This window comes from Sphingobium sp. V4, assembly GCF_029590555.1.
Taxonomy (GTDB): domain Bacteria; phylum Pseudomonadota; class Alphaproteobacteria; order Sphingomonadales; family Sphingomonadaceae; genus Sphingobium.
In genome coordinates this window covers 210,535-235,455 of sequence record NZ_CP081002.1, presented here as the reverse complement: position 1 = coordinate 235,455, position 24,921 = coordinate 210,535, and the positions used below count along the sequence as shown (strand labels likewise).

Sequence of the window (24,921 nt, the reverse complement as noted above, 5' to 3'; positions counted from 1 at the left end):
CCAGAGTCCCAGCCTCTCGCTTGACCGATTCAGGCAGACCTTTGGTGTCCGCTCTGAAGCGCTCGCCTAGGGGTTGCCGGACTATGTGGAGCAAAAATCCGACGGACGCGCATCGCAGGCTATTAACCCCGATCTTCTTGACGGCCATTCTCGCAGCCGTTGTTCTGCCGATGTTCTTCGACGCCTACAGGACCGCCTATTATGGCACCATGTCGTTCGATAACTACTCGCGATACCTGTTGTGGTTTCTGGGAGAACCGGGGGGCGAACTTCCACCGAGTCCTCATGTATACCGATTAGGTTCGGTGATCATGGCCGCACCATTCTACCATCTGCCGCTCGTTTTGTTTTCCGGCGAAGGCATTTCGCATCCGCTGGTTAATACAACACCGGAATATGCCAAGGCGTTGCAGGCGATGTGCGCGGCCAACGCGGTATATGCTTCGCTTTCGGCGGTTCTCGCGACGCTGTATCTCACGCAACGGCGCGATGTACCGTTGGGATGGGCTTTTTCCGCTGCGCTCGTATTTCTTATGCTCACCCGCTACCTTGGCATGGGCTCGGCGGACGGGATAGCGACGCCGCTGCTCATGATCACAGCCATCGCTATGATTGAGCGCAAGGTCGCGCTTTTTGCCATAGTGGTCATACTGGGCACCGTCGTGAACGAGAAGGTGGCGCTGATCGCGCTCCTTTGCGCTGGATTCCGGGCACTACTGGTACCGGAGCATCGCAAGGCCCATTTCTTGATGGCAGGCTTTGCCGCGATCGCGCTTGCGGCCTATGCCGTCTTGGTGCTGGCCCTCGCTCTCCCTGGGCTTGAAAATCAGCGAGATCCGAGCACTTATTTTTCGGCGATCGCCAGTTCCGTTCGCCATCTGACTAACCCCAAGGGAGTTTATCAGAATCTCTGGCCAGTGATGCTTCTCTTGCTGATGTGGTGGGCGAGCCTCAGTCGGGATCGTAATCCGATAGTCTATGGTTGCGATGTCGGTGTCGTAGCCGCCCTTTTCCTCTTCGCCTTGGCGCTTGACGTCCAGTACAATCTCGGTCGGATTATGATGTTCGTCGTGCCGCTGTTTCTGCTTGGCGCCATCGCGAATGTTTCACGGCAACGTCCAGGCGTTTGCCCGCCCGAAGATGAACATTCAGCATATGATCGGACGCCCTCTGCGCCGCCCACCGCGCCACTCCGCTATTTTGCCGGAGCAGGCATGTCCAAACAACCGTAAGACGTAAGCTAGGAGTAGTTCGTCATGGCCAGTCGTTCCATGAGCACATGGACTCAAGAGGCCAAGCCTCTTGAACGGTTTTCGTCAAATAATGAGACCGAGCGGCTCTCGGCGACTGCGCCAATTTACTCCGGTCTGACAGACTTTATCCGCTTGCTGCGCAGGCGTCGGCGTATCATCGTGTCAACAATAGCCGTGATTATGGCGATAACAATAATTGCACTGATGCGGATCACGCCGATCTATGAAGCCACGACTACGGTATTGGTCAAGCCGTTGTTGGAGCAGGCCAGTGTGGACCAACAAGGCGACACCCCTATCACCGCACCGCCCAATGAGGCTGCCCGCATTGCGACAAGGGTCCGTCTGCTCCAGTCCCGGTCGCTGGCGCGCCAGGTCGTCAAGTCTGCGGGCCTGCAGAATATCGAAGAATTTGCGCCTAACTCGGAAAAGCCGGGCCTGATTGACAGCATCTCCAACTGGTTTGGGGCAGCGCGTTCGAGCCAAAATGAGCCTAAAGTATCCTTGAATGACAAGGACGCGATAGAGGAAGCGCAGCAGAAGTTAATTGAAAATGTAACGGGAAAATTCCTCAGCAACTTGTCCGTGGATCGTGTCGGCGATTCCAATCTTGTCGACATATCCGTCAAGTCTGAGGATCCAATGCTCGCACGGATGCTCGCCAATCGTGTGGCACAGACATACATCAAGGGGGTGACCGAAGGTCAAGACGATGCTGATGAAGCATCACACAAATGGCTGACCGAGCGTGTGACAGCCCTCGATCGCCAACTGCGCGAAACGGAAACCGCCATCGCACAATATCGCGCTAGCCATGGTCTCATCGCTGAAGACCCCGCGGGGATGCAACAATCGCAACTCAGCCAAGCCAGTATAGCGCTGGCACAAGCGCGCGCCGATCGCGCTGCTATCGACAATCAACAAAATGGCCGGGGTAGCGCTGTCAGCGCCTCCTCCGCGCTGTTGGAGAGCTTGCGTGGCCAGGAAGCTACCGTAGCTCGGCGCCTTCTGGAACTGGAGGTCAACTACGGCAGCGCTCATCCCGAGGTTGTGGCGAGCGTATCTCAATTGAGCGAAATCCGTCGTCGCATATCAGTGGAAACCGCCCGTGTCCAAACAGCTGAGCGGCAGGAGGCCGCAGCCCTGACTGCTGCAGCGATGGCTCGTGAATCTGCTTTGAGCCGTGAAGTCGGCTTGGTCAGCGGGAGCACGATTCAGGCTCGCCTATCGAACGTCAATCTGCAAAGCTTGGAACGCGAAGCCGCTGCGACCAGGACGCTATATCAGTCCCTCCTGGAGCGTTTGAAGCGGGAAAGCGAACGTCAATCAAAAGACGCCGATATCTCTATCGTTTCTCGCGCATGGCTACCGGACAGCGCAAGCTTCCCGCAGACCAAGCAAATCCTTGCTGTTGCGTTGATTTCGGCCCTCGCCTTTGCCGTCATCCTCGCTCTGGCAGCGGAGGCCGTTGACGATCGCATCCGCAACGCTGACCAGGTTCAGAGACTTCTGAACCTCCCGACTTTGGCGATGGTGCCACTGCTTTCGCAGGAGATGCGCAAGCTTCCGCCCGCTGAGATGATCACGCATCAGCCTAGAAGCCTGTTCTCGGAAGCGATGCGGAATCTGGTGATCGAACTGGAGACGAGGCGAACCCAGCCCGGGTCGCAAGTGGTGGTGATTACTTCACCCGTGCCCGACGACGGGAAGTCGACAATTTCTGCAGCACTAGCCGCCGCCGCCGCTTCTCTCGGACGACGCGCCATTGTCGTCGACCTGGACATGCGCCGACCTGGAAACCAAGCGGATGACGACGCCAGCGCTGGAGCGGATCTGATCGCGTTCTTGGGCGATCATGCGAACCTGGACGAACTGCTGGTCGATGGGGAGCATGGCTTTTCAACGATAAGTATCCGCCAGAAAGTTGTGGATCCGCGCGGGCTGCTTGAATCGCCCCGTTTGCGCGCTCTGATAGAAGAGTTGAGGAATCGCTTCGATCTGGTCGCGCTCAATGCGCCTCCAATAATTCCAGTTCGCGATGCAAAGACTCTTACCTCGATTGCCGACAGCGCCATTCTTGTCATCCGTTGGGGGGTGACGGATCCGAGCGCAGCCGCCACTGCGGTCGATATCTTCGGCAACGAACTAATGGGTGTAGTCATCAATGGCGTCGACTATACTGAGCACGCAAGACGTGCCTATGGCGATGCGATCGATCATGCTTCGCGCTATGGCGGCGGATATTATATTCAACCGGAGAAGATAGCGAAGCCTTGGTTACGCCTGGGCCGGCAGCACAGCTAAGGGCTACCATAGTCCGAACCGACATGGGTGACGAGAAAGGAATGGAACTTTGGCAAAGCTGATGTTGATGGGACTGGTATTAGCCAGCGTCCTCTTGGCGGCGGCCGCTCAGTTGATCCTCAAGATAGGAATGTCGGGCGAAATCGTACAGCGCGCCCTCACCCAAAACGACCTGCCGCCTTTTCGCGCAGCGATTGTCGTCGCAACTTCACCGTTGGTGATATGCGGGCTCACCTGTTTCGTATTGAGTGCCGTCATTTGGTTGCTCGTTCTAGCCCATGTTGAACTCTCGATTGCGTATCCCTTTGTAGGTTTGGGCCTGGTCATCACCGTGACCTCCAGTCATTTTGTTCTGGGCGAAGCGATGACCGCGAGCAAACTCGTTGGTGTTGGCGCTATCGTTTTCGGAGTGATGCTGATCGGACTGTCCGCGCCATCGAAGACACGATCGCAACATATGACCGGCGGAGTGGAAACAGCCCGCAGCCTGTGACATTCGGGATGACCTGCTCGCCGAAACTTCCCTCATTCCGATGTATGGTCTGCCAATGAACAGACGTAATGCGAAAGAGGCATTCGGCATAAAGGTCGCGGCATGTCAAAGGCATCGAGCATCCGCGCCATTGGATTGATCCGATGGAGCTGGCCTTTGAGAGGCGAAGCCGCCGCCATCGAATCCGAGGCGCCAGCCCCGCTTGCAGCGTCGAGGGCCGATGCTTCGCCATTTGAACGGAATCGGCCCGCGCACAAGCCCTTGCCCGAGCATTTTGCTGCGCGAGCGCGTTGTCGCCGCCGCAGCCGAGACTGGCCCCTGTTGCAACTCGGACCGGCTGTGCAACCTGGGCAAGGATAACACCGAGACGCTCGCTCTCAGGTCGCGCCAGAGGAATGTGGTCCCGTGCGGGAGGACTGCTCCTGCCAGATCACCCGGTCGCAGACGCCATGTCATGTCACGCCCCTGAGGCGCTTCGGCCCCAGCTTCCTGGTGATGCTGCTATGCGAGACGTTCGGCGCGCATCAACCCCTTAATCACCGGCGTAAGACGTGGATCTGAGCCGATCCATTGGGAGACTGCGCCGCTACACTGATACCTGCTGATCAATGCGCCTGCGGAAAAGCCTTATCTCGATGTCCTTCCAGCAGGCAGCATGCCACATTTACGCAAACAGCGGTTGAAACAGCGCATCCGAGAAGGAGGCAAACTGATTGGCCTCGCTCTTGCCACCACGCGATAGAATCAGCGCGCGTATATTTGCTCGCGCTGCGACGGCTCCGTCACGATCGACGCGATCCCCAATCAGCACCACCCGATCGGGAGCTACGCCGGCCATTTGCAGCAGCTTGTGGAGACCGGTCGGATCGGGCTTAAGGCGTCCCACATCGGGGTCAGTGGCTGCAACCACGAAATCGGCGGCAAGGCCCAACGCGGCCAGCTTATCCGCTGCCGGGTAGTCGGACAGGATTGCAATCCGCTTGCCCGCGCTTGCAAGCGCCGTGAAAAGTTGCTCGACTCCAGGTCGCCGGCAGGAATTGAGTATCCTCAGCGGCCGCTCTTCCATCCATTCGGTTACAAGCGCGCGCACCGTTTCTGCGGTACAGCCGCGTCGAACCGCTGGAATTGCATATTGCGCGATCAGGAAGTTTTCCGACGAACTTTCGGCCAATGCTTCGCGACAATGACGGAAGGCTCGCAATGTAAGCAATGTGTTGAAACTCCGCCGGGCAATGGCATCCCGCAATAATGCCACCAGCATCCGTATTCGAAGACGCTTCTGGTCATAAAGTGTCCCATCCATGTCGAAGACCACGAGTTCAACCGCACTCCAGTCGAGCGGGACCGAAAGCTGTGTCGCCACAATCTCGCCCGATCAGTCTACGTGGATGAGCGAGGGCTGCGACAGCGAGTTCAACCAGGGAAGGTCGACAACGGTTGCAAAAGCTACCGACAGAACAGCCAAACCAACCGTGGCCAGCAATCGACGCGAACGAAACAGGCGCTCGGGTCGCTGCGCGACCGACCCTTGTCGCAAAGCTAGCCACATATAGATCGCGAACAGTCCGGCGATGAACGGAAAGGCAACAATATATTCGATACGATATTTGATCAGGAACACCGCGATGAAGAACCCGGAAAGCATCGCATAGAGGAAACAGGATACGGTAAGGCTCTCGTCCGAATAGTTTCGAAACGACTTGCGGTAGCGGTGTAGCGTTTCAACACCCTGCCCGGCAACGACATCACGATATTCGCTCAGGCGCTTGGCGCCCATCAGGAATGCGCCCCCCGCCCAATAAGCGATGAACAGGCTAGCCGGAGGCAAAGTATGGGGATCTACCATGGCCCAGCCAAGAATTAGACGAATTGGGTTGTTCACCGATTCGCTGATGACATCCAGATAGGCCTTGTCCTTTGTCCGGATCGGCTCGATATTATAGGTGATACCGGAGATACCGAACGCGACCGATGCAGTGAAGAACAATATCCCGAGTTGATAACCCAGCAGCAGCCCGAAGAGCAAAAGCGCGAGATATTCGGAATAAACCAAGATCGGCGAGAGCGAACGGTGGACGGCGGTGCGTTGCGACTTTACCGGATGGTAGGCATCGGACGACCGATCCAGCCATTCGTTGATCACATAATTTGCCGATGCGATCAGGATTGCACTGGCAAATCCCAGTAAGAGCCTCTCGACCGAAAGCTGCGCGAAACCCTGATGCAGGGCGTAAGCAAGCACGATCCCAGGCACAATAAAGACATGCTTCGTCATGTGATCGAAGCGCGCGATTGCCAGATAGTCCTGCACCGAAGCCTGGGACGCCAAGGCTGCTGGATTGACGTCGGACTGGTTGATCATGTGTCTCTGTCCCTTCCGGCCATTTCAGATTCGTGGTTCCATTCGCGACGATCCGTCAGGACGCGAGCGCGGCTCGCTGTCCGGCGATCTTGCGCAATACAATGAAGAAGTGCCACAGCCATCCGCCGCTCGCCAGTGGGGCGGCGGGTTCAAATGGGCAGCGCCGCAACCCTTACGGGTAGTCATCAATAGACAGCGACGCAGAGCAGGTGCCGGAGCGATCGATTGAGAGAGGCAGCTCCCAGAAAACTGTAATAACGCTGCAAAAAGGAGCGCGTTGCCGTTCCTGGCGGAGTCCGTGTCCCATAATTTTCGGCTTGCTTCCTGCCCTTGTGATGCGGCGAGGGACGAGCTGGATGGAGGCGATGAATAATCATGTCGTTGCCCATGCAACGGTTTGTATGAAGTCATTGACAAGGCGTCGGTTTTGGCTGGGCGACGCAGATTTGATGATGCGACCCGTCATGATGCGCCGATCAGCGACAAATCCACATGGCCATTGCTTCGCACGCGCTGGTCATCGCTGCATTGCGCGAGGTCAAATTGCAGCTTGCGCGGGATCAATGCCGTCCATCGGACGGACGCGCAAAGCGGGGTCGCCAACGAAAGGGAAGGAGACTCCATCATGTATATCAAAGGCCTGTTACTGAGCGCCACCGCGATCACGGCCGCGCTGGCCTCGCCCGCCCAGGCCAGGCAGGGCGATGTGCTTGTTCGCCTGCGCGGCATCCTCGTCGCGCCCAACGAGAAGAGCGGCAGCGTGCTGCCCGCCTTCCCCGGCGAGAAGGTCAGCATCGACAATTCCGTGATGCCGGAAATCGACTTCACCTATATGGCCACCGACCATATTGGTTTCGAACTGATCGCCGCGACCACCAAACATTCGGCGAGCGGCCGTACCGGCACGACGGGATCGCTGGGCAAGCTGGCATCGACCTGGGTGCTGCCGCCGACGCTGACGGCACAATATCATTTCATGCCGGAGGGGAAGATTCGCCCCTATGTCGGCGCGGGCGTCAACTATACCGTCTTCTACAATGAAAAGCCGTCGAGCGCGCTGGAGGGCGCAGTAGGCGACACCAGGGTGCACATGTCCGACAGCTTCGGCTGGGCGGCTCAGGCAGGCGTCGACATCGACCTCAACGACAGTATGTTCCTGAACCTGGACGTCAAATATATCGACATCGACACCACCGCCCGTCTGTCCACCACGGCGGCCGGCGTACAGAAGGTGCGCGTCGATCTGGACCCGCTTGTCTTCGGCGTCGGTATCGGCTTCCGCCTGTGAGCCAGGAGGCGGCGGCATCTCGACAGATGCCCCCGCCTTACGGTTCTCGGAAACGAAGAAAGGGAGTTCAGGCCGCTGCGAGCGCCTTGACCACGAAGGGCAAACGCTCGCCATCGGGTTCTGTCAGGGTCAGATAACTGCCGGACTGGATGGCGTGTGCATCCAGGCGAAAGAGATTTTCGTCGTCCTCGCTCCCCGGCGCATAAGACAGCGCCCAGCCATCGGCGGTCCGCAGCAGATAGCCATGACGATCCGGCTCATTGGGCCAGAACCGGCGCACCGTCGCATATTCGGGATGGTGACGAAATTCGCCCTCGTCGATCAGGCCATCCACACCGAGCGGCAGCCGCATCACATAGCTGCGCGCCGCAGAACCATTGGGAAAGCCCGGTGTGCGTGCAAGTTCAAGGCGTATCGTGGTCCACGTCATGGTCCGTTACATCGGACGCGCGGGCCGCGAACGCTATAAGGACTATCCCGGATGGTCCCTTGACGGTGGCACGCCTAACTGGATCCGAATGATCCCGACGAACATCCCTTCCACCCCCCACGCCTGCCCCCTCGGGAGGACGCTCTTGCTGGGGCCGGGAAAGAACGGCATGGTCGGCCCATGGCGGTAGCGGATGACGACACAGAGGCGCTGACCGACGCGCATAGCCTGGAACAGGCGCTGCTGGGATCGATTCTGGCGACGGTGCCCGACGCCCTGATCGTCATCGACATGCGCGGGCGGATCGTGTCGTTCAGCGCGGCGGCGCAGCGCATGTTCCAATATGCCGAAAGCGATGTGCTGGGCGAAAATATCTCCATGCTGATGCCCTCCCCCGACCGGGAGCGGCACGACGGCTATATCAGCCATTATCTGGGCACCGGCGAAAAGAAGATCATCGGCATCGGTCGGCTGACGGCCGCGCGGCGGCGGGACGGATCGACCTTTCCGATCGAATTGTCGGTGGGCGAAGTGCAGGACCAGGGACAAAGGCTGTTCACGGGTTTCATCCGCGACCTGACCGAGCGGCAGCAGGCCGAAAGGCGGGTCGCGGACCTTCAGGCCGAACTGGCCCATGCCAGCCGGGTGACGGCGATGGGAACGCTGGCGTCGGCGCTTGCGCATGAATTGAACCAGCCGCTGACCGCCATCGCCAACTATATGGAGGCGGGTCGCGACCTGCTGGCCGCGCCAGGCGAGGTCGATCGCGAGATGCTGGGCGAGGCGATGACGGAGAGCGCCGGCCAGGCGCTGCGCGCGGGCGAGATCATCCGGTCGCTGCGCGAGTTCATCAGGCGCGGCGAAACCGTCCGCCAGCCCGAACCCCTCCGCACATTGCTGGCGGAGGGGGCCGCGCTCGCCTTCATCGGCGCGGACAGTCGCGGCATCGACATGGACGTCAGCGTCGACAGGCGCATCGATAAGGTGCTGGTCAACCGGGTGCAATTGCAGCAGGTCATCATCAACCTGGTGCGCAACGCGGTCGAGGCGATGCAGCACAGCCCGGTCCGCATCCTGCGCCTGACCGCCGTCCCGGCCGAGGATGACCGGGTGGAGGTGATCGTGGCGGACTCCGGCCCCGGCCTTGATCCCGACATGTCGCGCACGCTCTTTACCCCGTTCACGACCAGCAAGGCGACCGGGATGGGCGTTGGCCTGTCGATCAGCCAGACCATCGTCGAAGGCCATGGCGGCCGCATATGGGCGACGCCCTCCCAATGGGGTGGTGCTGCCTTTCATTTCACCCTGGACCGCGCGGACGAAGAATGAGCGAAGCCTATCCCATCTATGTCGTCGACGATGACGAGGCGATCCGCCGGTCGCTGTCCTTCCTGCTGCGGACCAGCGGCTTTTCCGTGACCCTGTTCGAGGGCGGCCTGCCCTTCCTGAAGGCGGCGGGCGGACTGGAACCGGGCTGCGTGCTGCTGGACGTGCGGATGCCCGACATGGATGGACTGGATGTCCAGCGTGAACTGCGTGCACGCGGCGTGATGCTGCCCGTGGTCATCATGACCGGCCATGGCGACGTCGACATGGCAGTGGCGGCGATGAAGGCCGGCGCCAGCGACTTCATCGAAAAGCCGTTCGAGAAGGCTGCCTTGCTCGCCTGCATCGAGGCTGCGCGCAAGCAATCGGTCGCGGCACGCGGCGCGAGTGCCCAGGCGCAGGAGGCGCAGGCGCGGCTCAACATCCTGACCGACCGGGAACGCGACGTGCTGAACGGGCTGGTGGAGGGTCTACCGAACAAGACCATCGCCTATGATCTGGGCATCAGCCCCCGCACCGTCGAAATCCATCGCGCCAACCTGATGCAGAAGCTGGAGGTGAAGAGCCTCGCTGAAGCCCTGCGCATCGCCTTCCACGCCGGGGTGGCGCAGGACAATCCCGGCTGACCCGGGTAATATTTGCCCTATAGCATCGCGCCCGTGCCTGCCGGTTTGACGGCGGGGCGCCGCCTCGCCAGACAGGATGGACATCCTTCCCAAAGGCACCGGCACCATGCAACGCATTACCATCTCGATCGACGATCATCTGGCGGAGGCGCTGGACCGCATGATCGGCGAGCGTGCCTATCAGAGCCGGTCGGAGGCGATGCGCGACATGCTGCGCGACGCGATCGAGCGCTGGCGGCAGGAAAACAGCCAGAGCGCGCACTGCGTCGCCAACCTTTCCTATGTGTTCGACCGTCGGGTGCGGTCGCTGCCACAGCGGCTGGCCGATCTGCAACATGCCCATCATGATCTGGTCGCCGCAACCATGCTGGTGCGGCTGGACCATGATCATAGCCTGGAAAGCGTGATGCTGAAGGGACCGACGGACGCGGTCCGGGACTTCGCCGATCGCATCCGGGCCGAACGCGGGGTGCGGTTCGGCACCATCAACCTGCTGGACGTGGAAACGGACGATCATCATGACCAGCCCGGATCGCACGACCATCATGGCCATGCCCATCTATCCCCGCGCGGCAAATGACCGGACCGGGCGCGACCGGCAGAGCAACGCCGCGCCCGCAAATACGGCCAGACACAGGCCGATGACCGCGCCACTGGTCGTCAGGCCATGATTTTCGCGCCAGGCATCCAGTCGCGGCAGCAGCAATGCGGCGACGGCGAGCAGGCCGAGGGCAAGATTGATGAAGCCGATCACGGCCGTCATCGCCCGAGCCATGATGGCGGCCCGATGACTGGCCGACCGGAGCAGATGAACCGTCAGCGCGCCATTGGCGGTGCCCACCAGTATCATGCCGATCCCGAAGGCGAGACAGGCAAGCAGCGCAAAGGGCCATCCGCCCAGCAGCTTGCCTGAGAGACCAAGGCCCAGCGCAACGGCGATGGTGTCGAACGAGATGGCGAACAGCGCGCCGGTCAGCAGGATCAAACCATGACGATCGGCGGGACGGACCCAGCGGCTCTTCCAGCCTGTAACGGCGGTCGCCCCATGATATGGTGGCCGCCAGGCCGCGTGGAGGTTGACTAGGCCCAGCAGCATCAGCGCCGAAGCGGAGATGGTGATGCCGGAGCTTGCAAGCCAGGCAGGCGGCGCATCACCGGAATCGAGGAACAGGCTGGCGAGACAGGCCGCGGCGGCGACCACCAGCACATGGCCGACCGAGAAGGACAGGCCCGCAAGGCGCGCGGACCAGGGCCGAGTCAGTGCGTCCCGGCGCGCCACCGCGTCAATGACCGACAGATGATCCGCGTCCAGCGCATGGCGCGCACCGAGCGCAAGGGCCGTCAGGGCGAGCGCGGGCAGGGTCAGGATCGCCGTTTCCGTCATATCCGACCGCCATTCCCGTACACTTGCCACCTCGTATGAATAATGATCCAAATATTCATACGCTGGGCGATGTGCCGGAGGATGGGGCATATAACGTATATCGCCGCCTAACCCCGCATATGACCGCATGTCGGCAGACCCGGTTTCATCTTGCATTCAGTCGTCGGGACGCAGGATATTGTCCAACGATAACGCTTTGCGAGTGGCTCGAGTGTCCGGCGCGCTTTGGAAATGGTTGGCGATTCTGCTGCTGGCGGCCGGATCAGCCGGCGTGGCCAGCGCGGAAGTCTATCATGTCAACTCGGTCACGGGCGATGACCGGGCGGACGGATTGTCCGAAGCCCAGCCTTGGCGCTCGCTCGCGCGCGTGCGCGACTTTCCTCTCAAGCCTGGCGATCAACTGCTGCTCGCGGCGGGATCGGCGTGGAAGGAACCGCTCACCATCACGCGATCCGGCCGCGCAGGCGCGCCGATCCGCATCGGCGCAACGGGACCGGGGCCGATGCCGCGTATCGATGTCGGTGGCGTCTCGCCATATGGCGTCGCCATCCTCAACGCCGAATATGTGACGATCAGCGGGATCGAGATCACCAACGACGCGCCGGCTCCGGCGCCCCGGTTCGGCGTGCTGATTTCAGCCGAGGATCGTGGCGTCACACGTGGCATCCGTGTCAATGGCATGTATATCCACGACGTGCGCGGCACCAATGCGCGCAAGGACAATGGCGGCATCGTCTTTCGCGCCCTTGGGCCGCGCATCGCGACCCGCTTCCACGACCTGGCGATCGAACGCAATATCATCTGGCGGGTGGACCGCTCGGGCATCGCGGGGATCAGCGACCAGGTGACGGCGCACAACTGGTTTCCGAGCGAAAAGGTCGTCATCCGCGACAATTATGTCGAGGATATCGGCGGCGACGGCATCGTCCCGCGCGGCACGGACGGGGCGCTGATCGAACATAATATCGTGCGCCATGCCGGCAGCCGCGCGCCGGGCTATGTCGCGGGCATCTGGCAGTGGAGTACCGACAACAGCCTGATCCAGCTCAATGAGGCGGCCCATACGCAAACCCGTTATGACGGGCAGGGCTTCGATTCCGATTTCAATTCGCGTTGGACGACGATCCTCTACAATTACAGCCACGATAATGCCGGCGGCTTCCTGCTCATCTGTTCGCCCCGGCTCAACGACAAGGATAATCTGGGCAATCGCGGCACTGTCGCCCGCTTCAATGTCAGCCGCAACGACGGCAGCCGCATCGTCCAGCTGGCCGGCAATGTGACCGGGGCGCTGGTCGAGAAGAACGTCGTCCATGTCGGCCCGGACATGGACGTGCAGATGGTGGTGGCGACACAGTGGGACGGATGGGCGCGCGACGTGCGCTTCCATGACAATCGCTTCCAGGTCGCGGGCACGGCCCGTTATGGCAGCGAAGCCGGGCGCGATGGTCCCCATTATCTCATCAAGGCCGGTTTCGCGCCGGCGACGTTCATCCGCTTCAAGGGCAACAGCTATCTCGGCCGCCATGTCGACCTGCCCGACGACGGCGCGGATCGACCGATGCCGGCCTATGCCGAGCAGGCGACGGACTGGCAGGTGCCGACGTTCGATCCGGCCAGCCCGGAGGGCTTTGCCGACTTCATCGTCCGCCACCGCAGCTGGATGCTGGCGATGCTGGAGCGCGAACTGGGCGAGCCGGTCAAGCTCCGCCAGCCGCAGCGCAGCGCCTTCTTCCAGGCGCGCCGCTGATCGGCGGACGGCCTCGCGCATCGCCGGTGATCGCGACGCACTTTGCCGGTATCAAACTCTTCCGGGCGGTAATGGCGTCTCCCGGCCTTGACCTGCGGAGCAGTTTTGCAGATGGCCGATGGCAATGTGCATCGGCAATGGCCAGCAAGCCAGCACCGGCGCGTTTCATTCCGCTGGAAGAACGAGATTGCGCCCCGGCCTCCTGACATCGACCCGCCTGGCATTCGTGGTTCCCGGCTATGCCATATCCTCCTGGGCGCCCCTGATCCCCCATGTCCAGGAACGGATCGGCCTGGATGCCGGACGGCTGGGGCTGGCGCTGCTCGCCCTCGGCGCCGGATCGATGGCGACCATGCCGTTCGCGGGCTGGCTGGTGGGCAAGACCGGCTGCCGACGGTTGTTCGCCACCGCCGGCTGTGCAATCGCAGCCATTCTCCCGATGCTGGCGATCGTGCGGACCGCCCTCATGCTGTCCGTGACCTTGTTTGCCCTGGGCGTGGCGCTGGGCCTCATCAGCTGCGCTCGCAACCTCCACGCCATCTATACCGAGCGTGCGCTGGACCGCCGACTGATGTCGGGTTTCCATGGCTTCTACAGTGTCGGCTGCATCTTCGGCGCCGGGACGATGAGCCTGCTCATGGGAACTGGCGTCGCCCCCCATCTGTCGATCGTTGTGGTCGCCTCCCTCATCCTGCTGGGCGTCCTGATCTCCACGCAGCGCATCACCGACCAGCGAAGCGGCAAGGGTCCGGCCTATGCCCGACCGAGGGGCGTTGTCCTGGTCATCGGCCTGCTCTGCTTCATCACCTTCATGGCGGAGGGTTCGGTGCTCGACTGGAGCGCCCTCCTGCTGTCCGACCATTTCGGGCTGGACGCGGCGCGGGCGGGCCTTGGCTATGTCGCCTTTGCGATCACGATGACTGGCGGACGCTTGATGGGCGATCGCCTCGTCCGCCGCTTCGGCGACCGCCATATGCTCCTGTCCGGCCCGTTGATCGCGGCGGCGGGCTTCATCCTCGCCACCGTGCCGCTGCACTGGACCCTTGCGGTGGGCGGCTTCGCGCTGGTAGGCGCCGGTCTGGCGAACGTGGTTCCGTTGCTCTACAGCGCCGTCGGGCGGCAGACGATCATGCCGCAGAATCTCGCGCTGACCGCCGCTGGATCGATAGGTTTCGCCGGGGTGCTGACAGGGCCGGCCGCGATCGGCTTCCTGGCGGAGTGGACCAGCCTTGCGACCTCTTTCCTGCTGCTCGCATTCCTGACCGCCATCGTCGGGCGCTTTGCGCCGCAGACGGCCCGCGGGCATTGACCTGCGTCATGTCCGGCGCTGTATGCCTGACGGATCAGCGCAGGATGCCGGGCAAGTCCAGCCCCTTTTCGCGCGCACAATCCAGGGCGATGGGATAGCCGGCATCGGCATGACGCATCACGCCGGTGGCGGGGTCGTTCCACAGTACCCGTTCCAGCCGCCTTGCCGCCGCGTCCGTCCCATCGGCCACGATGACCATGCCGGAATGTTGCGAGTAACCCATGCCGACGCCCCCGCCATGGTGGAGAGACACCCAGGTGGCGCCGCTGGCCGTGTTGAGCAGCGCATTGAGCAGGGGCCAGTCGGACACGGCGTCGGAACCGTCGCGCATCGCCTCTGTCTCGCGGTTGGGGCTGGCGACCGAACCGCTATCCAGATGGTCGCGGCCGATCACCACCGGCGCGCTGAGTTCCCCCCGCGCCACCATGCCGTTAAAGGCGAGACCAAGGCGATGGCGGTCGCCCAGCCCGACCCAGCAGATGCGCGCGGGCAGGCCCTGGAAACGGATCTTCTCCCGCGCCATGTCGAGCCAGCGGTGGAGATGGGCATTGTCGGGCAACAGTTCCTTTACCTTGGCGTCGGTGCGATAGATATCCTCGGGGTCGCCCGACAGCGCCGCCCACCGGAAGGGACCGACGCCCCGGCAGAAGAGCGGGCGGATATAGGCCGGAACGAAGCCGGGAAAATCGAAGGCATTGGAGACGCCTTCATCCTTCGCAACCTGCCGGATGTTGTTGCCATAATCCACCGTCGGCACGCCGGCCGCCTGGAAATCGAGCATGGCGCGGACATGCACGGCCATGGACGCCTTGGCCGCCTTCGCGACCGCTTCAGGCTCGTGCTCGCGCCGTTCGACCCACTCGGCCACCGTCCAGCCGGCAGGCAGATAGCCGTTCACCGGATCATGTGCCGATGTCTGGTCGGTCAACAGGTTTGGACGAATACCCCGGCGATACAGTTCCGGCAGGATTTCGGCCGCGTTGCCCAACAGGCCGACCGAGACGGGCGTCCTTGCCGCGCGGCTTTCCTCGATGATCGCCATCGCTTCCTCGATGGTGTCGGCCGCGCGATCCAGATAGCCAGTGCGCAACCGCATCTCGATGCGGCTGCGCTGGCATTCGATCGCAAGGCAAGAGGCGCCCGCCATCACCGCCGCGAGCGGCTGCGCGCCGCCCATGCCGCCCAGCCCCGCCGTCAGCAGCCAGCGCCCCGACAGGTCGCCGCCATGATGCTGCCGCCCCATTTCGACAAAGGTTTCGTAGGTGCCCTGAACGATGCCCTGCGTGCCGATATAGATCCAGCTGCCAGCCGTCATCTGGCCGTACATGGCGAGGCCACGCCGATCCAGTTCGTTGAAATGATCCCAGTTCGCCCATTTGGGCACCAGATTGCTGTTGGCGATCAGGACGCGGGGCGCATCTTCGTGGGTGCGGAAGATACCGACCGGCTTGCCCGACTGGACCAGAAGGGTCTGGTCATCCTCCAGCCGACGCAGCGCATCGACAATGCGGTCATAGCTTTCCCAGTCGCGCGCGGCGCGGCCGATGCCGCCATAGACCACCAGCTCCTCCGGCCGTTCGGCGACGTCGGGATGAAGATTGTTCATCAGCATCCGCAGCGGCGCTTCGGTGAGCCAGCTTTTCGCCGAAAGCTCTGGGCCGGTTGCAGGCTTGATGAGGCGGCTATTGTCGAGGCGGGTCATGTCAGTCTCCAGCTCAGGCGCGGGCAAAGGCGAGGCACGCCGCCATGATGGTCTTGAGATCGCGGATCAGCGGCGTTTGGGGTTCATAGGGCGGCGGCCAGTTGTCGGCCGAGGGATATTCCGGTTCGGTCAGATAGGCGCGCATGGCCACCTCCATCTGGATGGCGTGGATGCCCTCTGCCGGACGGCCATAATGGCGGGTCGTCCACCCGCCGCGGAAACGGCCGTTGAGGACATGGCTGCGTCCCGTCGACTGCACCGCGGCCACCACCGCCGCCTCCAGTGCGGGAGCGCAGGTCGCGCCGCCATCGGTGCCGATGTTGAAGACGGGCAGTTCGCCATCGAACAGCCGCGGGACATGGCTTACGATCGAATGGGCGTCGTACAGCACCACCTTGCCATGGATCGCGCGCAGTCGATCCAGTTCGCTGGCCAGCGCCGCATGATAGGGATCGAACCAGCATTCACGGCGCCGGGCGATCTCCCCGGCATCAGGTACTGCATCGCGATACAGTGCTTCCCCGGCGAAGGTCGTGGTCGGGCAAAGCCCGGTCGTCGCCTGCCCCGGATAGAGCGAGCGGCCAGACGGATCGCGATTGACGTCGATCACGCTGCGCGACATTCGGGTCCGCACCAGCGTCGCGCCCATGTCGGCCGCGAAGCCGTAGAGGCGATCGACCCACCAGTCGGCATCCTTGCGCGCCAGCCAGGGGGATAGGAAGCCGTCCTCCAGTTCGGCCGGGATGTCGGTGCCGGCATGGGGCAGGCCGATCATCAGCGGCGCGGCGCCGCGATGTATGTCGAGCCAGTCGGTCATGAGAGGCCCGGTAGCGCCATGGCGGTCGCATCGACCAGTGCGCCCGACCGGACGAGGGCATTCGCCGCCTCCATGTCCGGATGGAAATGGCGGTCATCCGCCAGCATCGGCACCCGCGCGCGCAGGCAGGCCCGCGCCCGCTCCAGCGCGGCGCTCGATGTCAGCGGCGCGTGGAAATCGCATCCCTGCGCGGCGGCCAGTAATTCGATCCCGACCACCGCGCTTGCATTGCGCGCCATGTCGAGCAACCGCCGCGCACCATGGGCCGCCATCGACACATGATCCTCCTGATTGGCGGAGGTCGGCAGTGAATCGACGCTTGCGGGTGTCGCGCGCTGCTTATTCTCAGACACCAGAGCGGCCGCCGTTACCTGCGGGATCATGAAGCCTGAATTGAGGCCCGGCCTGGGGGTCAGGAAAGCGGGCAGGCCCGATAGCGCGGGATCGACCAGCATGGCGATGCGCCGCTCGGTGATCGACCCGATCTCGCAGATGGCGAGCGCCAGCATGTCGGCGGCGAAGGCAACCGGCTCCGCGTGGAAATTGCCGCCCGACAGCGCCTCGTCCGTATCGGGGAAGATGAGCGGATTGTCGGAAACGCCGTTCCCCTCGATCTCCAGCGTGGTCGCCGCCTGACGCATCAGGTCGAGCACCGCGCCCATCACCTGCGGCTGGCATCGCAGACAATAGGGGTCTTGCACGCGGGCGTCATTTTCCAGATGGCTCGCCCGGATCGCCGATCCCGCCATCAGCCGGCGCAGCGCGTCGGCCGTTTCGATCTGACCCGGCTGACGGCGCAGCGCGTGGATGCGCGCATCGAACGGCGTGTCCGATCCCTTCGCAGCTTCAGTGGCGAGTGCCCCGGTCACGAGCGCCGACTGGAACAATGTCTCCGTCTCGAACAGCCCGGCGAGCGCGTTGGCGGTCGAGAACTGGGTGCCGTTCAGCAAAGCCAGCCCTTCCTTGGGAACAAGCGTCAGCGGCGTGAATCCCCCGCTGCGCAGCGCCGCGTCGGCGGACTGGCGCTCCCCGTCCACCTCGATCTCGCCAACGCCGATCATGGTCGCAGCCATGTGCGCCAATGGCGCGAGATCGCCGCTTGCGCCAACCGATCCCTGCGCCGGAACCACCGGGGTCAACCCGGCCCGCAGCATCCCCTCCAGCAGGGTGATGGTTTCCGGCCTCACGCCCGACGCTCCCTGCGCCAGGCTGGCCAGCTTGAGCGCCATCATCAGCCGGATGACTGGGGCGGGCGACGGATCGCCGGTGCCCGCCGCGTGGCTGAGGACGATGTTGCGCTGGAGGATCGCCAGATCCTCGTCGCCGATCTTGACGCTCGCCAGCTTGCCGAAGCCGGTATTGAGACCATAGACCGGCCTGTGCTGCGCGATGATGCGTTCGACCGCAGCGGCGCTGGCGGCGATCGCCGGCGCACTGGCTGCGTGCAGGCGCGGGGTGGCCCCGCGATAGATGGCGCGCCAGTCGGACAGGGTGGCTTTGCCTGGGGTCAGGATAATCTCGCTCATAGGCCTTTCCAGATGCGGGCATGGAGCGGATTATAGCCCATGCGGTAGACAAGCTCGGCAGGCCGCTCGACCTCCCAGATAGCGAGGTCGCAGCTCTTGCCTGCTTCGATCGTCCCTGCCTCCTGCCCCAGGCCGAGCGCGCTGGCGGCGTTGCGCGTGACGCCCGCCAGACATTCAGCCACCGTCAGGCGGAACAGGGTCGCTCCCATGTTCATCGCCAGCAGCAGCGACGTGAGCGGCGAGGTGCCGGGATTGCAGTCGGTCGCGAGCGCGATCGGCACGCCCGCCGCGCGCAGTTCCTCGACCGGGGGGCGTTGCGTTTCGCGGGTGAAGTAAAAGGCGCCCGGCAGCAGGGTGGCGACCGTGCCGGCCCGCGCCATCGCGGCGATCCCGTCCTCGTCCAGATGCTCCAGATGATCCGCCGAAAGCGCCCCCGCATCGGCCGCGAGTTGGGCGCCGTGCAGGTTGGACAATTGTTCGGCATGAAGCTTGACCGGCAAGCCAAGGCGCCGCGCCGCATCGAACAGGCGGGCGGTCTGGCTGGCCGAAAAGCCGATCCCTTCGCAAAAGGCATCGACCGCGTCCACCCAGCCCGCCTTGGCAGCGGCGGGCAGCATGTCGTCGCACAGCGCCGCGATATAGGCATCGGCATCGCCGGCATATTCGGGCGGCAACGCATGGGCCCCAAGGAAGCTGGTCCGGACCCGGATGGCGCGCGCGTCCCCCAAGGCGCGCGCGGCGCGCAGCATCTTGATCTCATCGTCGCGCGTCAGCCCGTAGCCGGACTTGACCTCCACCGTGGTCACGCCCTCTGCGATCAGCGCATCGAGGCGGGGAAGTGCGCCCTCGACCAGATCCGCCTCGCTGGCGGCGCGGGTAGCCTTCATGGTCGAAAGGATGCCACCGCCCGCGCGCGCAATCTCCTCATAGGAGGCGCCAGCCAGACGCAATTCAAACTCATGGGCGCGATCACCGGCATAGACCAGATGGGTGTGACAGTCGATCAGGCCGGGCGTGATCCAGCGGCCGTCGCAGCCGATCACTTCCGCCGCGTCGAAACGCGGGGCATCGGCGGCAGGCCCGGCATGAAGGATGCGGCCGCCGACGGCGGCGATGATACCTCCTTCGACGATACCGAGGTCGCTGCCGGCCATCGTCGCCAGCCGCGCATCCTTCCAAAGCCGATCGCACCGCATCCCGAATCTCCCTGCCGCTGAAGCATTGCACCGAACGATTTTAATGTATAGACATAATTACGGAGGCCGTTCGATGGACAGGGGTGCAGACAGTTTCTTTCACTTCGCCGCGGCATTGCTGCCCGATGGCTGGGCGGAGAATGTCCGGCTTGCCGTTGCGGACGGCGTGGTGGTCGCGATCGAACGCGCTGTCCGGCCGCAGGCGACCGACGCGCGGCTTGGCGCTGCCCTGCCCGGCCTGCCCAACCTTCATAGCCACGCCTTCCAGCGCGGCATGGCGGGCCTCGCGGAACGGCGCTGCGCCAGCGAGGACAGTTTCTGGACATGGCGCGAGACGATGTATCGCTTCGTAGATCGCCTGACGCCCGATCTGCTGGAAGCGATCGCGGCACTGGCCTATGTCGAGATGCTGGAAAGCGGCTTCACCCGCGTTGGCGAGTTTCACTATCTTCATCACGACAGGGATGGCCGGCCGTTCGCCGATCCGGCCGCGATGAGCATGGCAATAGCCGCCGCCGCGCAGGACAGTGGCATCGCCCTCACCCATCTGCCGGTCTTCTACGCCCATGCCGGTTTCGGCGGTGTCCCGCCAGAGGAGGGCCAGCGGCGCTTCCTCCATGGCATCGACGGCTTTGCCGCGTTGCTCGACAGGCTGCGCGCCCTTCTCTCTCCCCTCCCCGATGCGGTGCTGGGCATTGCGCCGCACAGCCTGCGCGCCGTGACCCCCGAGCAGCTGGCCCGTCTCGTCCCGCTGGCCGCCGGCCCGATCCATATGCACGTCGCCGAGCAGGTGAAGGAGGTGGAGGACTGTGTCGCGTGGAGCGGCGCGCGTCCGGTGGAATGGCTGCTCGCCAACATGCCGGTCGACAGCCGCTGGTGCTTCGTCCATGCGACGCACATGAAACAGACCGAAGTGCAGGCGATGGCGGCCAGCGGCGCGGCGGCCGGCCTTTGTCCGATCACCGAAGCCAATCTGGGCGACGGCCTGTTCCCTGCCGCGCCGTTCCTGGCCGCGGGCGGCGGCTATGGGATCGGCACGGATTCCAACATTCTGGTGGACGCGATGGAGGAATTGCGCCTGCTGGAATATGGACAGCGCCTCGCCATGCGTCGGCGCAACATCTTCGCGTCGCCATCAGGATCGACCGGCGCTGCGCTTTATCGCGGGGCATTGCGCGGCGGCGCGCAGGCACTGGGGGCATCGGCCGACCTGCAGATCGGCGCGACGGCCGATTTCCTGACGCTGGATGGGGACCATCCCTCCTTGACCGGACGCAAGGGCGACGCTCTGCTCGACGGGCTGGTCTTTGCGGCGGGGCGGTCGGCGATCGACGGGGTGTGGCGGCGCGGCAGGCGCCTAGTGGAAAAGGGCCGCCATGTCCGTCGCGACGCGATCGTCGCCCGATATCGCCGCGCGCTGGCCGACATTCTCGCATGAAGCCCGCCTCGCTCCATGACCGCATCCGGCAGGACATCGAAAGTCGGATCATGTCAGGCGCGTGGGAGGCGGGGCATCGCATTCCGCCCGAACATGCGCTGATGGCCGACTATGACTGTTCGCGCATGACCGTGAACAAGGCGATTTCGGCTCTGGTCGAGCGGGGGCTGATCGAACGGCGCAAGCGCGCCGGAAGTTTCGTCGCCGCCCCGACCGTTCACCGCGCCGCGATCGACATTCCCGACATCGCCGCAGAGATCGAAGGGCAAGGGCGCAGCCACGGGCTGGTCATGCTCGATCAGGCCGACCGGGAGGCGGAAGCGGCCGATCGCGCACTGCTGGCGATGGCGGGCGGTCGGGTGCTGGCGCTGACCTGCCTGCATCGCGCCGATGGCGCGCCCTTCGCGCTGGAGGAGCGGCTCATCAATCTTGCGATGGTGCCCGCCGCGCGCACCATCGACTTCACCCGCGAAAGTCCCGGCCGATGGCTACTGGGTCATGTGCCATGGACCGACGCCCGCCACCGCATCACGGCGATCGCCGCAACGCCGGTCATCGCCGGCAATCTCGACCTAGAGGCGGGCGCGCCCTGCCTGTCGATCGAGCGATGGACCTGGCGCACGGCGGAACGGATCACCTATGTCCGGCAAATCTATCCCGGTTCCCATGCGTTGACGGCACGTTTCATCGCCTGAGCAGACCCGTGCCGCCATGACCGGCTTCCGCCGGGCGCATCAGCACCCGGCGGATATGTGTCAGAACTTGACCGATGCGTTCACGAAGAAGGCGCGGCCATAGACGTCATAGGTCGACGGATAGGTGTTGGACTGTTCCTGATTGTCGCCCATGATCGGCGGCTTCTTGTTGAAGACATTGTTCATGCCGATCGACCAGCCGAAATGCTCGGTCGGCTGCACCTGCAGGGCGAGGTCGAACAGGTTATAGGCCTTGATCTTCTCCACGCTGTAGGTGGTGGTGTCGTCGTCGTCCCTGACGCTCGACAGATAGCGATGCGTCAGACCAAGCATAATCGGCCCGCTGTTCCAGGTGATGCGGTTGTTGAGCCGCAGCTTGGAATAGGGATTGCCGCAATAGACGCCGAACTTGCCCGCGCAGCTCTGGTTGAGATCAGGGATCGCCGCCACCGGGTTCAGGTCGTAGCGGATCAGGCGGGTGCCCGCGACGCGGAAGCTGAGCTTTCCGGTCTTGGCACCGAAGACACCGAAGTTCAGTGGCACGCTGTAGTTCATCTCGAAATCGACGCCCCTGGTCTTGAGACCACCGGTGTTCGACAGGAGATTTTCCGCGCCCTCGATCGCATAGCTGTTCGCATTGCGCGGCAGGGCCGAACAATAGCTGCTGTCATAGGGCGTCCAGCCGTTGGCTGCCGTACCGTAGCAGGCCGCGATGATGTTCGCGGTGCCCGGCGTCGAGATATAATTGTCGATCTTGATGTTGTAATAGTCGATCGTCGCGGTGAAGCGCGGCAGGAAGCTTGGCTGGAGGACCACGCCGGCGGTCCAGGTGTCCGACGTCTCCTCCCGCAGGTTCGGATTGCCGCCCGTGATGGATTCGATCTGCGAACTGCCGCCGTTGATCGCGGTGCCCAGAGCGCTGGTCGGAACGCCGGTGGCAAGGCAGCTGGCGTTGAGGTTGGCGTTGGTGACCGCCGCCGCCAGTTCGCACGGATCGCTCGCCGTCGGGAAGTCCTGGGCCTGACCCGAATAGAGATCATAGACGGTGGGCGCCCTCACCGCCCGGCTATATTGGCCGCGGAAGGTGACATCCTTGACCGGCGCGTAGATCAGGCCGGCGGAATAGGTGCTGACATTCTTCGCTGCCGTCGAATAATGCGAATAGCGATAGGCACCGTTCGCTTCGAGCTTGTGGACGAAGGGCAGGTCGGCCAGCAGCGGCACGTCGATTTCGGCGAACAGTTCCTTGACATTATAGCCGCCCGACAGGCCTTCGCCCGCGTTGAAGCCGACCACGTCACCCGAGGAAAGCGCATAATCGGGATCATAGCTGCCATGTTCGGAGCGATATTCCGCGCCGAAGGCGATACCAGCCGGCCCGGCGCCCAGATCGAACAGATTGCCGTTCGTGATTGCGAGGCTCGCCACCTGTTCGGTGATGGTACTGACATTCTGCACGGGAATGGAAATGAAGGCGGCAGCTTCGTCGCTGATGTTGCCGGCACCGAAAATGTTGAGGGGAACGCAACCATTGCTGGTGTCGGTGCAGACCAGATTGCCGTCGGCGTCATAGGTCGTCATCAGCGCCTGTCGGACTCTGCTGTCGGAGACATTGCCGGTCTGCTTTTCGACCTGTTTGGTGCGCGCATAGCTGTAATAGCCGTCATAATTCCAGTCGCCGCCAATCAGCCCCTTGGCGCCGATCAGGGCGCGATAGGCGGTGTTATCAACGCTGGAGATGCGCGGACCGACCTCGCTCATGCGGCGATAGATGGCGGCGGTGGTGTAACCGTCACCGTCCGTATCGGCTGCGGCCAGCAATGCCTGCGAGCCAGCCGACAGGAAGGAGGAATCGACGTCCAGCGAGACTGAGCCGGTATAGGGCGTGGGGGCGAGGCGGTTCTGCACCCGGTTGTTGATGAATTGCCCCTCGGCATAGACGGTCAGATGATCGTCGACCTCATAATGGGTCTGTGCGCTCAGCAGGATGCGCTTCTGCGGGACCTGGAGATAATTGTCGGGGGCATAGTTATAGGCGTCACTCGCCGCGCTATACGCCGAATAGCTGCCGTCCTGATTGAACTTGTACTGGCTGCCGGCCAGCGCAAGGCGCGTGCCGGGGATGGAGCCCGAGCCGCCAGCCGCGAGGCCGCCCTCGCCGTCATCGGTATAGGCCTGGCGGGTGTAGCTGCGCGAATTCTGCAACACGCCATCGCGCTTGGTATAGTCGATGTAGAAGGTCGCATTGCCGCGCCCGTCCGCGAAATTGCCACCCATCAGCAGATTGGTGTTGAAGGTGCCGCCGTCGCCTTCCTGATTGATGCGGTAATTGGCGTTCGCCTCCACGCCAGAGAAATTCTGCTTCATCACGAAGTTGATGACGCCCGCGATCGCGTCGGACCCATAGACGGCGGAACGGCCGCCCGACACCACCTCGACATGGTCGATCAGCCCGGCGGGCACCGTATTCAGGTCGACGATCTGGCTGGAATCATAGGACACATAACGACGGCCGTTGACCAGCACCAGCGTGCGGTTCGCGCCAAGGCCGCGCAGGTCTGCGGTCGAAACGCCGCCGCCCGGATTGTTCGACGCGGCCGTGGTGCTGGGGATCAGTTGCGGCAGATCGTTGATGATCGCCTCGACATTCACCTTTCCGCTGAGCTTGAGTTCCTGGGCGCTGACGATCGCGATCGGCGATGCCTGTTGCAGGTCCGGCCGGGCGATGCGCGATCCGGTGACGACGATCGTGTCCTCGCCTGCGCCTTCATCCGCGGAGCCCTGGGCAAAGGCCGGCGTCGCCAGGCCGAGCAGGATCGTCGACGCCAGAAGGCGCCGGCTGAATTGAGCCGATATCATGAAATGCTCCCTTCGATTTCGCAATGTGCGACCCGTGCAGTTCTTGGATCGGCTGCATCGAGTTGGTGCGACGATGTGCCGAGGGAGCAGGCGGATCGTCAATGTTGCACATCTGTTAAACGACGGCTTTTTCGCCGCCTGTGACTTATAAAATACACCTATT

At 63.1% G+C, this 24,921-nt stretch carries 20 protein-coding genes; 11 read left to right on the top strand and 9 right to left on the bottom strand.

What is annotated here, in order from left to right; all coding sequences use genetic code 11:
- Positions 1 to 83 precede the first annotated feature (83 nt).
- The 3 genes from K3M67_RS16805 to K3M67_RS16795 are packed head-to-tail and all read left to right on the top strand — an operon-like array spanning position 84 to position 4,050.
- Positions 84 to 1,232: a hypothetical protein gene (locus K3M67_RS16805; RefSeq protein ID WP_285833504.1), complete on the top strand. Its 1,149-nt coding sequence runs from the start codon at positions 84 to 86 to the stop codon at positions 1,230 to 1,232.
- A 24-nt stretch (positions 1,233 to 1,256) separates the two neighbouring features.
- Complete coding sequence (locus K3M67_RS16800; RefSeq protein ID WP_285833503.1) at positions 1,257 to 3,557, top strand: GumC family protein; 2,301 nt, start codon at positions 1,257 to 1,259, stop codon at positions 3,555 to 3,557.
- Positions 3,558 to 3,606: 49 nt separating this feature from the next.
- On the top strand, positions 3,607 to 4,050 hold the full coding sequence (locus K3M67_RS16795; protein ID WP_285833502.1) for a DMT family transporter: 444 nt from the start codon (positions 3,607 to 3,609) through the stop codon (positions 4,048 to 4,050).
- Positions 4,051 to 4,714: 664 nt separating this feature from the next.
- Here K3M67_RS16795 and K3M67_RS16790 read toward each other — a convergent pair.
- Both K3M67_RS16790 and K3M67_RS16785 read right to left on the bottom strand, forming a co-directional pair.
- On the bottom strand, positions 4,715 to 5,413 hold the full coding sequence (locus tag K3M67_RS16790) for an HAD family hydrolase (RefSeq protein WP_285833501.1): 699 nt from the start codon (positions 5,411 to 5,413) through the stop codon (positions 4,715 to 4,717).
- A gap of 12 nt (positions 5,414 to 5,425) precedes the next feature.
- Positions 5,426 to 6,412 carry a UbiA family prenyltransferase gene (locus K3M67_RS16785; RefSeq protein ID WP_066858982.1) on the bottom strand — a complete coding sequence of 329 codons (987 nt, stop codon included), beginning with the start codon at positions 6,410 to 6,412 and terminating at the stop codon, positions 5,426 to 5,428.
- 625 nt (positions 6,413 to 7,037) lie between these two features.
- Here K3M67_RS16785 and K3M67_RS16780 point away from each other — a divergent pair.
- Entirely contained in the window at positions 7,038 to 7,700 is a 663-nt protein-coding gene (locus K3M67_RS16780; RefSeq protein WP_066858981.1) for an OmpW/AlkL family protein, read from the top strand.
- A gap of 67 nt (positions 7,701 to 7,767) precedes the next feature.
- Here the strand turns inward: K3M67_RS16780 and K3M67_RS16775 are convergent, their stop codons facing one another.
- Entirely contained in the window at positions 7,768 to 8,130 is a 363-nt protein-coding gene (locus K3M67_RS16775) for a hypothetical protein (protein ID WP_066858980.1), read from the bottom strand.
- 180 nt (positions 8,131 to 8,310) lie between these two features.
- Here K3M67_RS16775 and K3M67_RS16770 point away from each other — a divergent pair, with 180 nt between their 5' ends.
- The 3 genes from K3M67_RS16770 to nikR all read left to right on the top strand — a co-directional run bounded on the left by K3M67_RS16770 (position 8,311) and on the right by nikR (position 10,662).
- Complete coding sequence (locus tag K3M67_RS16770) at positions 8,311 to 9,459, top strand: sensor histidine kinase (protein ID WP_285833500.1); 1,149 nt, start codon at positions 8,311 to 8,313, stop codon at positions 9,457 to 9,459.
- Positions 9,456 to 10,082, top strand: a complete 627-nt coding sequence (gene fixJ, locus K3M67_RS16765; RefSeq protein WP_066858978.1) for a response regulator FixJ — start codon at positions 9,456 to 9,458, stop codon at positions 10,080 to 10,082. Before K3M67_RS16770 ends, fixJ begins: the two co-directional genes overlap by 4 nt.
- A 106-nt stretch (positions 10,083 to 10,188) precedes the next feature.
- Positions 10,189 to 10,662: a nickel-responsive transcriptional regulator NikR gene (gene nikR / locus K3M67_RS16760; protein WP_066859058.1), complete on the top strand. Its 474-nt coding sequence runs from the start codon at positions 10,189 to 10,191 to the stop codon at positions 10,660 to 10,662.
- On the opposite strand, the gene K3M67_RS16755 is transcribed toward nikR, so the two are convergent.
- The gene (locus K3M67_RS16755) at positions 10,642 to 11,466 is read right to left on the bottom strand and encodes a HoxN/HupN/NixA family nickel/cobalt transporter (protein WP_285833499.1); all 825 of its coding nucleotides are present in this window, start codon (positions 11,464 to 11,466) and stop codon (positions 10,642 to 10,644) included. The genes nikR and K3M67_RS16755 overlap by 21 nt on opposite strands.
- A 235-nt stretch (positions 11,467 to 11,701) precedes the next feature.
- Here K3M67_RS16755 and K3M67_RS16750 point away from each other — a divergent pair, with 235 nt between their 5' ends.
- Complete coding sequence (locus K3M67_RS16750; RefSeq protein ID WP_285833498.1) at positions 11,702 to 13,216, top strand: right-handed parallel beta-helix repeat-containing protein; 1,515 nt, start codon at positions 11,702 to 11,704, stop codon at positions 13,214 to 13,216.
- A 187-nt stretch (positions 13,217 to 13,403) separates the two neighbouring features.
- The gene (locus K3M67_RS16745) at positions 13,404 to 14,525 is read left to right on the top strand and encodes an MFS transporter (protein ID WP_285833497.1); all 1,122 of its coding nucleotides are present in this window, start codon (positions 13,404 to 13,406) and stop codon (positions 14,523 to 14,525) included.
- 34 nt (positions 14,526 to 14,559) lie between these two features.
- Here the strand turns inward: K3M67_RS16745 and hutU are convergent, their stop codons facing one another.
- Genes hutU through hutI form a run of 4 tightly spaced genes read right to left on the bottom strand, consistent with a single transcriptional unit; the run spans position 14,560 to position 19,766 of the window.
- Complete coding sequence (hutU, locus tag K3M67_RS16740; RefSeq protein WP_285833496.1) at positions 14,560 to 16,227, bottom strand: urocanate hydratase; 1,668 nt, start codon at positions 16,225 to 16,227, stop codon at positions 14,560 to 14,562.
- A gap of 13 nt (positions 16,228 to 16,240) precedes the next feature.
- Positions 16,241 to 17,044: an N-formylglutamate deformylase gene (hutG, locus tag K3M67_RS16735; RefSeq protein ID WP_285833495.1), complete on the bottom strand. Its 804-nt coding sequence runs from the start codon at positions 17,042 to 17,044 to the stop codon at positions 16,241 to 16,243.
- Positions 17,041 to 18,570, bottom strand: coding sequence for a histidine ammonia-lyase (gene hutH, locus K3M67_RS16730; protein ID WP_285833494.1), 1,530 nt, complete (start codon positions 18,568 to 18,570; stop codon positions 17,041 to 17,043). Before hutH ends, hutG begins: the two co-directional genes overlap by 4 nt.
- A complete protein-coding gene (gene hutI / locus K3M67_RS16725; protein ID WP_285833493.1) occupies positions 18,567 to 19,766 on the bottom strand; it encodes an imidazolonepropionase in 1,200 nt (399 codons plus the stop codon). Before hutI ends, hutH begins: the two co-directional genes overlap by 4 nt.
- A 73-nt stretch (positions 19,767 to 19,839) precedes the next feature.
- Between hutI and K3M67_RS16720 the strand changes: the two genes are divergently transcribed.
- Both K3M67_RS16720 and hutC read left to right on the top strand, forming a co-directional pair.
- Positions 19,840 to 21,204 carry a formimidoylglutamate deiminase gene (locus K3M67_RS16720; protein ID WP_285833492.1) on the top strand — a complete coding sequence of 455 codons (1,365 nt, stop codon included), beginning with the start codon at positions 19,840 to 19,842 and terminating at the stop codon, positions 21,202 to 21,204.
- The gene (hutC, locus tag K3M67_RS16715) at positions 21,201 to 21,899 is read left to right on the top strand and encodes a histidine utilization transcriptional repressor HutC (RefSeq protein WP_066858970.1); all 699 of its coding nucleotides are present in this window, start codon (positions 21,201 to 21,203) and stop codon (positions 21,897 to 21,899) included. Before K3M67_RS16720 ends, hutC begins: the two co-directional genes overlap by 4 nt.
- Positions 21,900 to 21,959: 60 nt before the next feature.
- Here hutC and K3M67_RS16710 read toward each other — a convergent pair whose 3' ends face one another.
- Entirely contained in the window at positions 21,960 to 24,758 is a 2,799-nt protein-coding gene (locus tag K3M67_RS16710) for a TonB-dependent receptor (RefSeq protein WP_285833491.1), read from the bottom strand.
- Positions 24,759 to 24,921 lie beyond the last annotated feature (163 nt).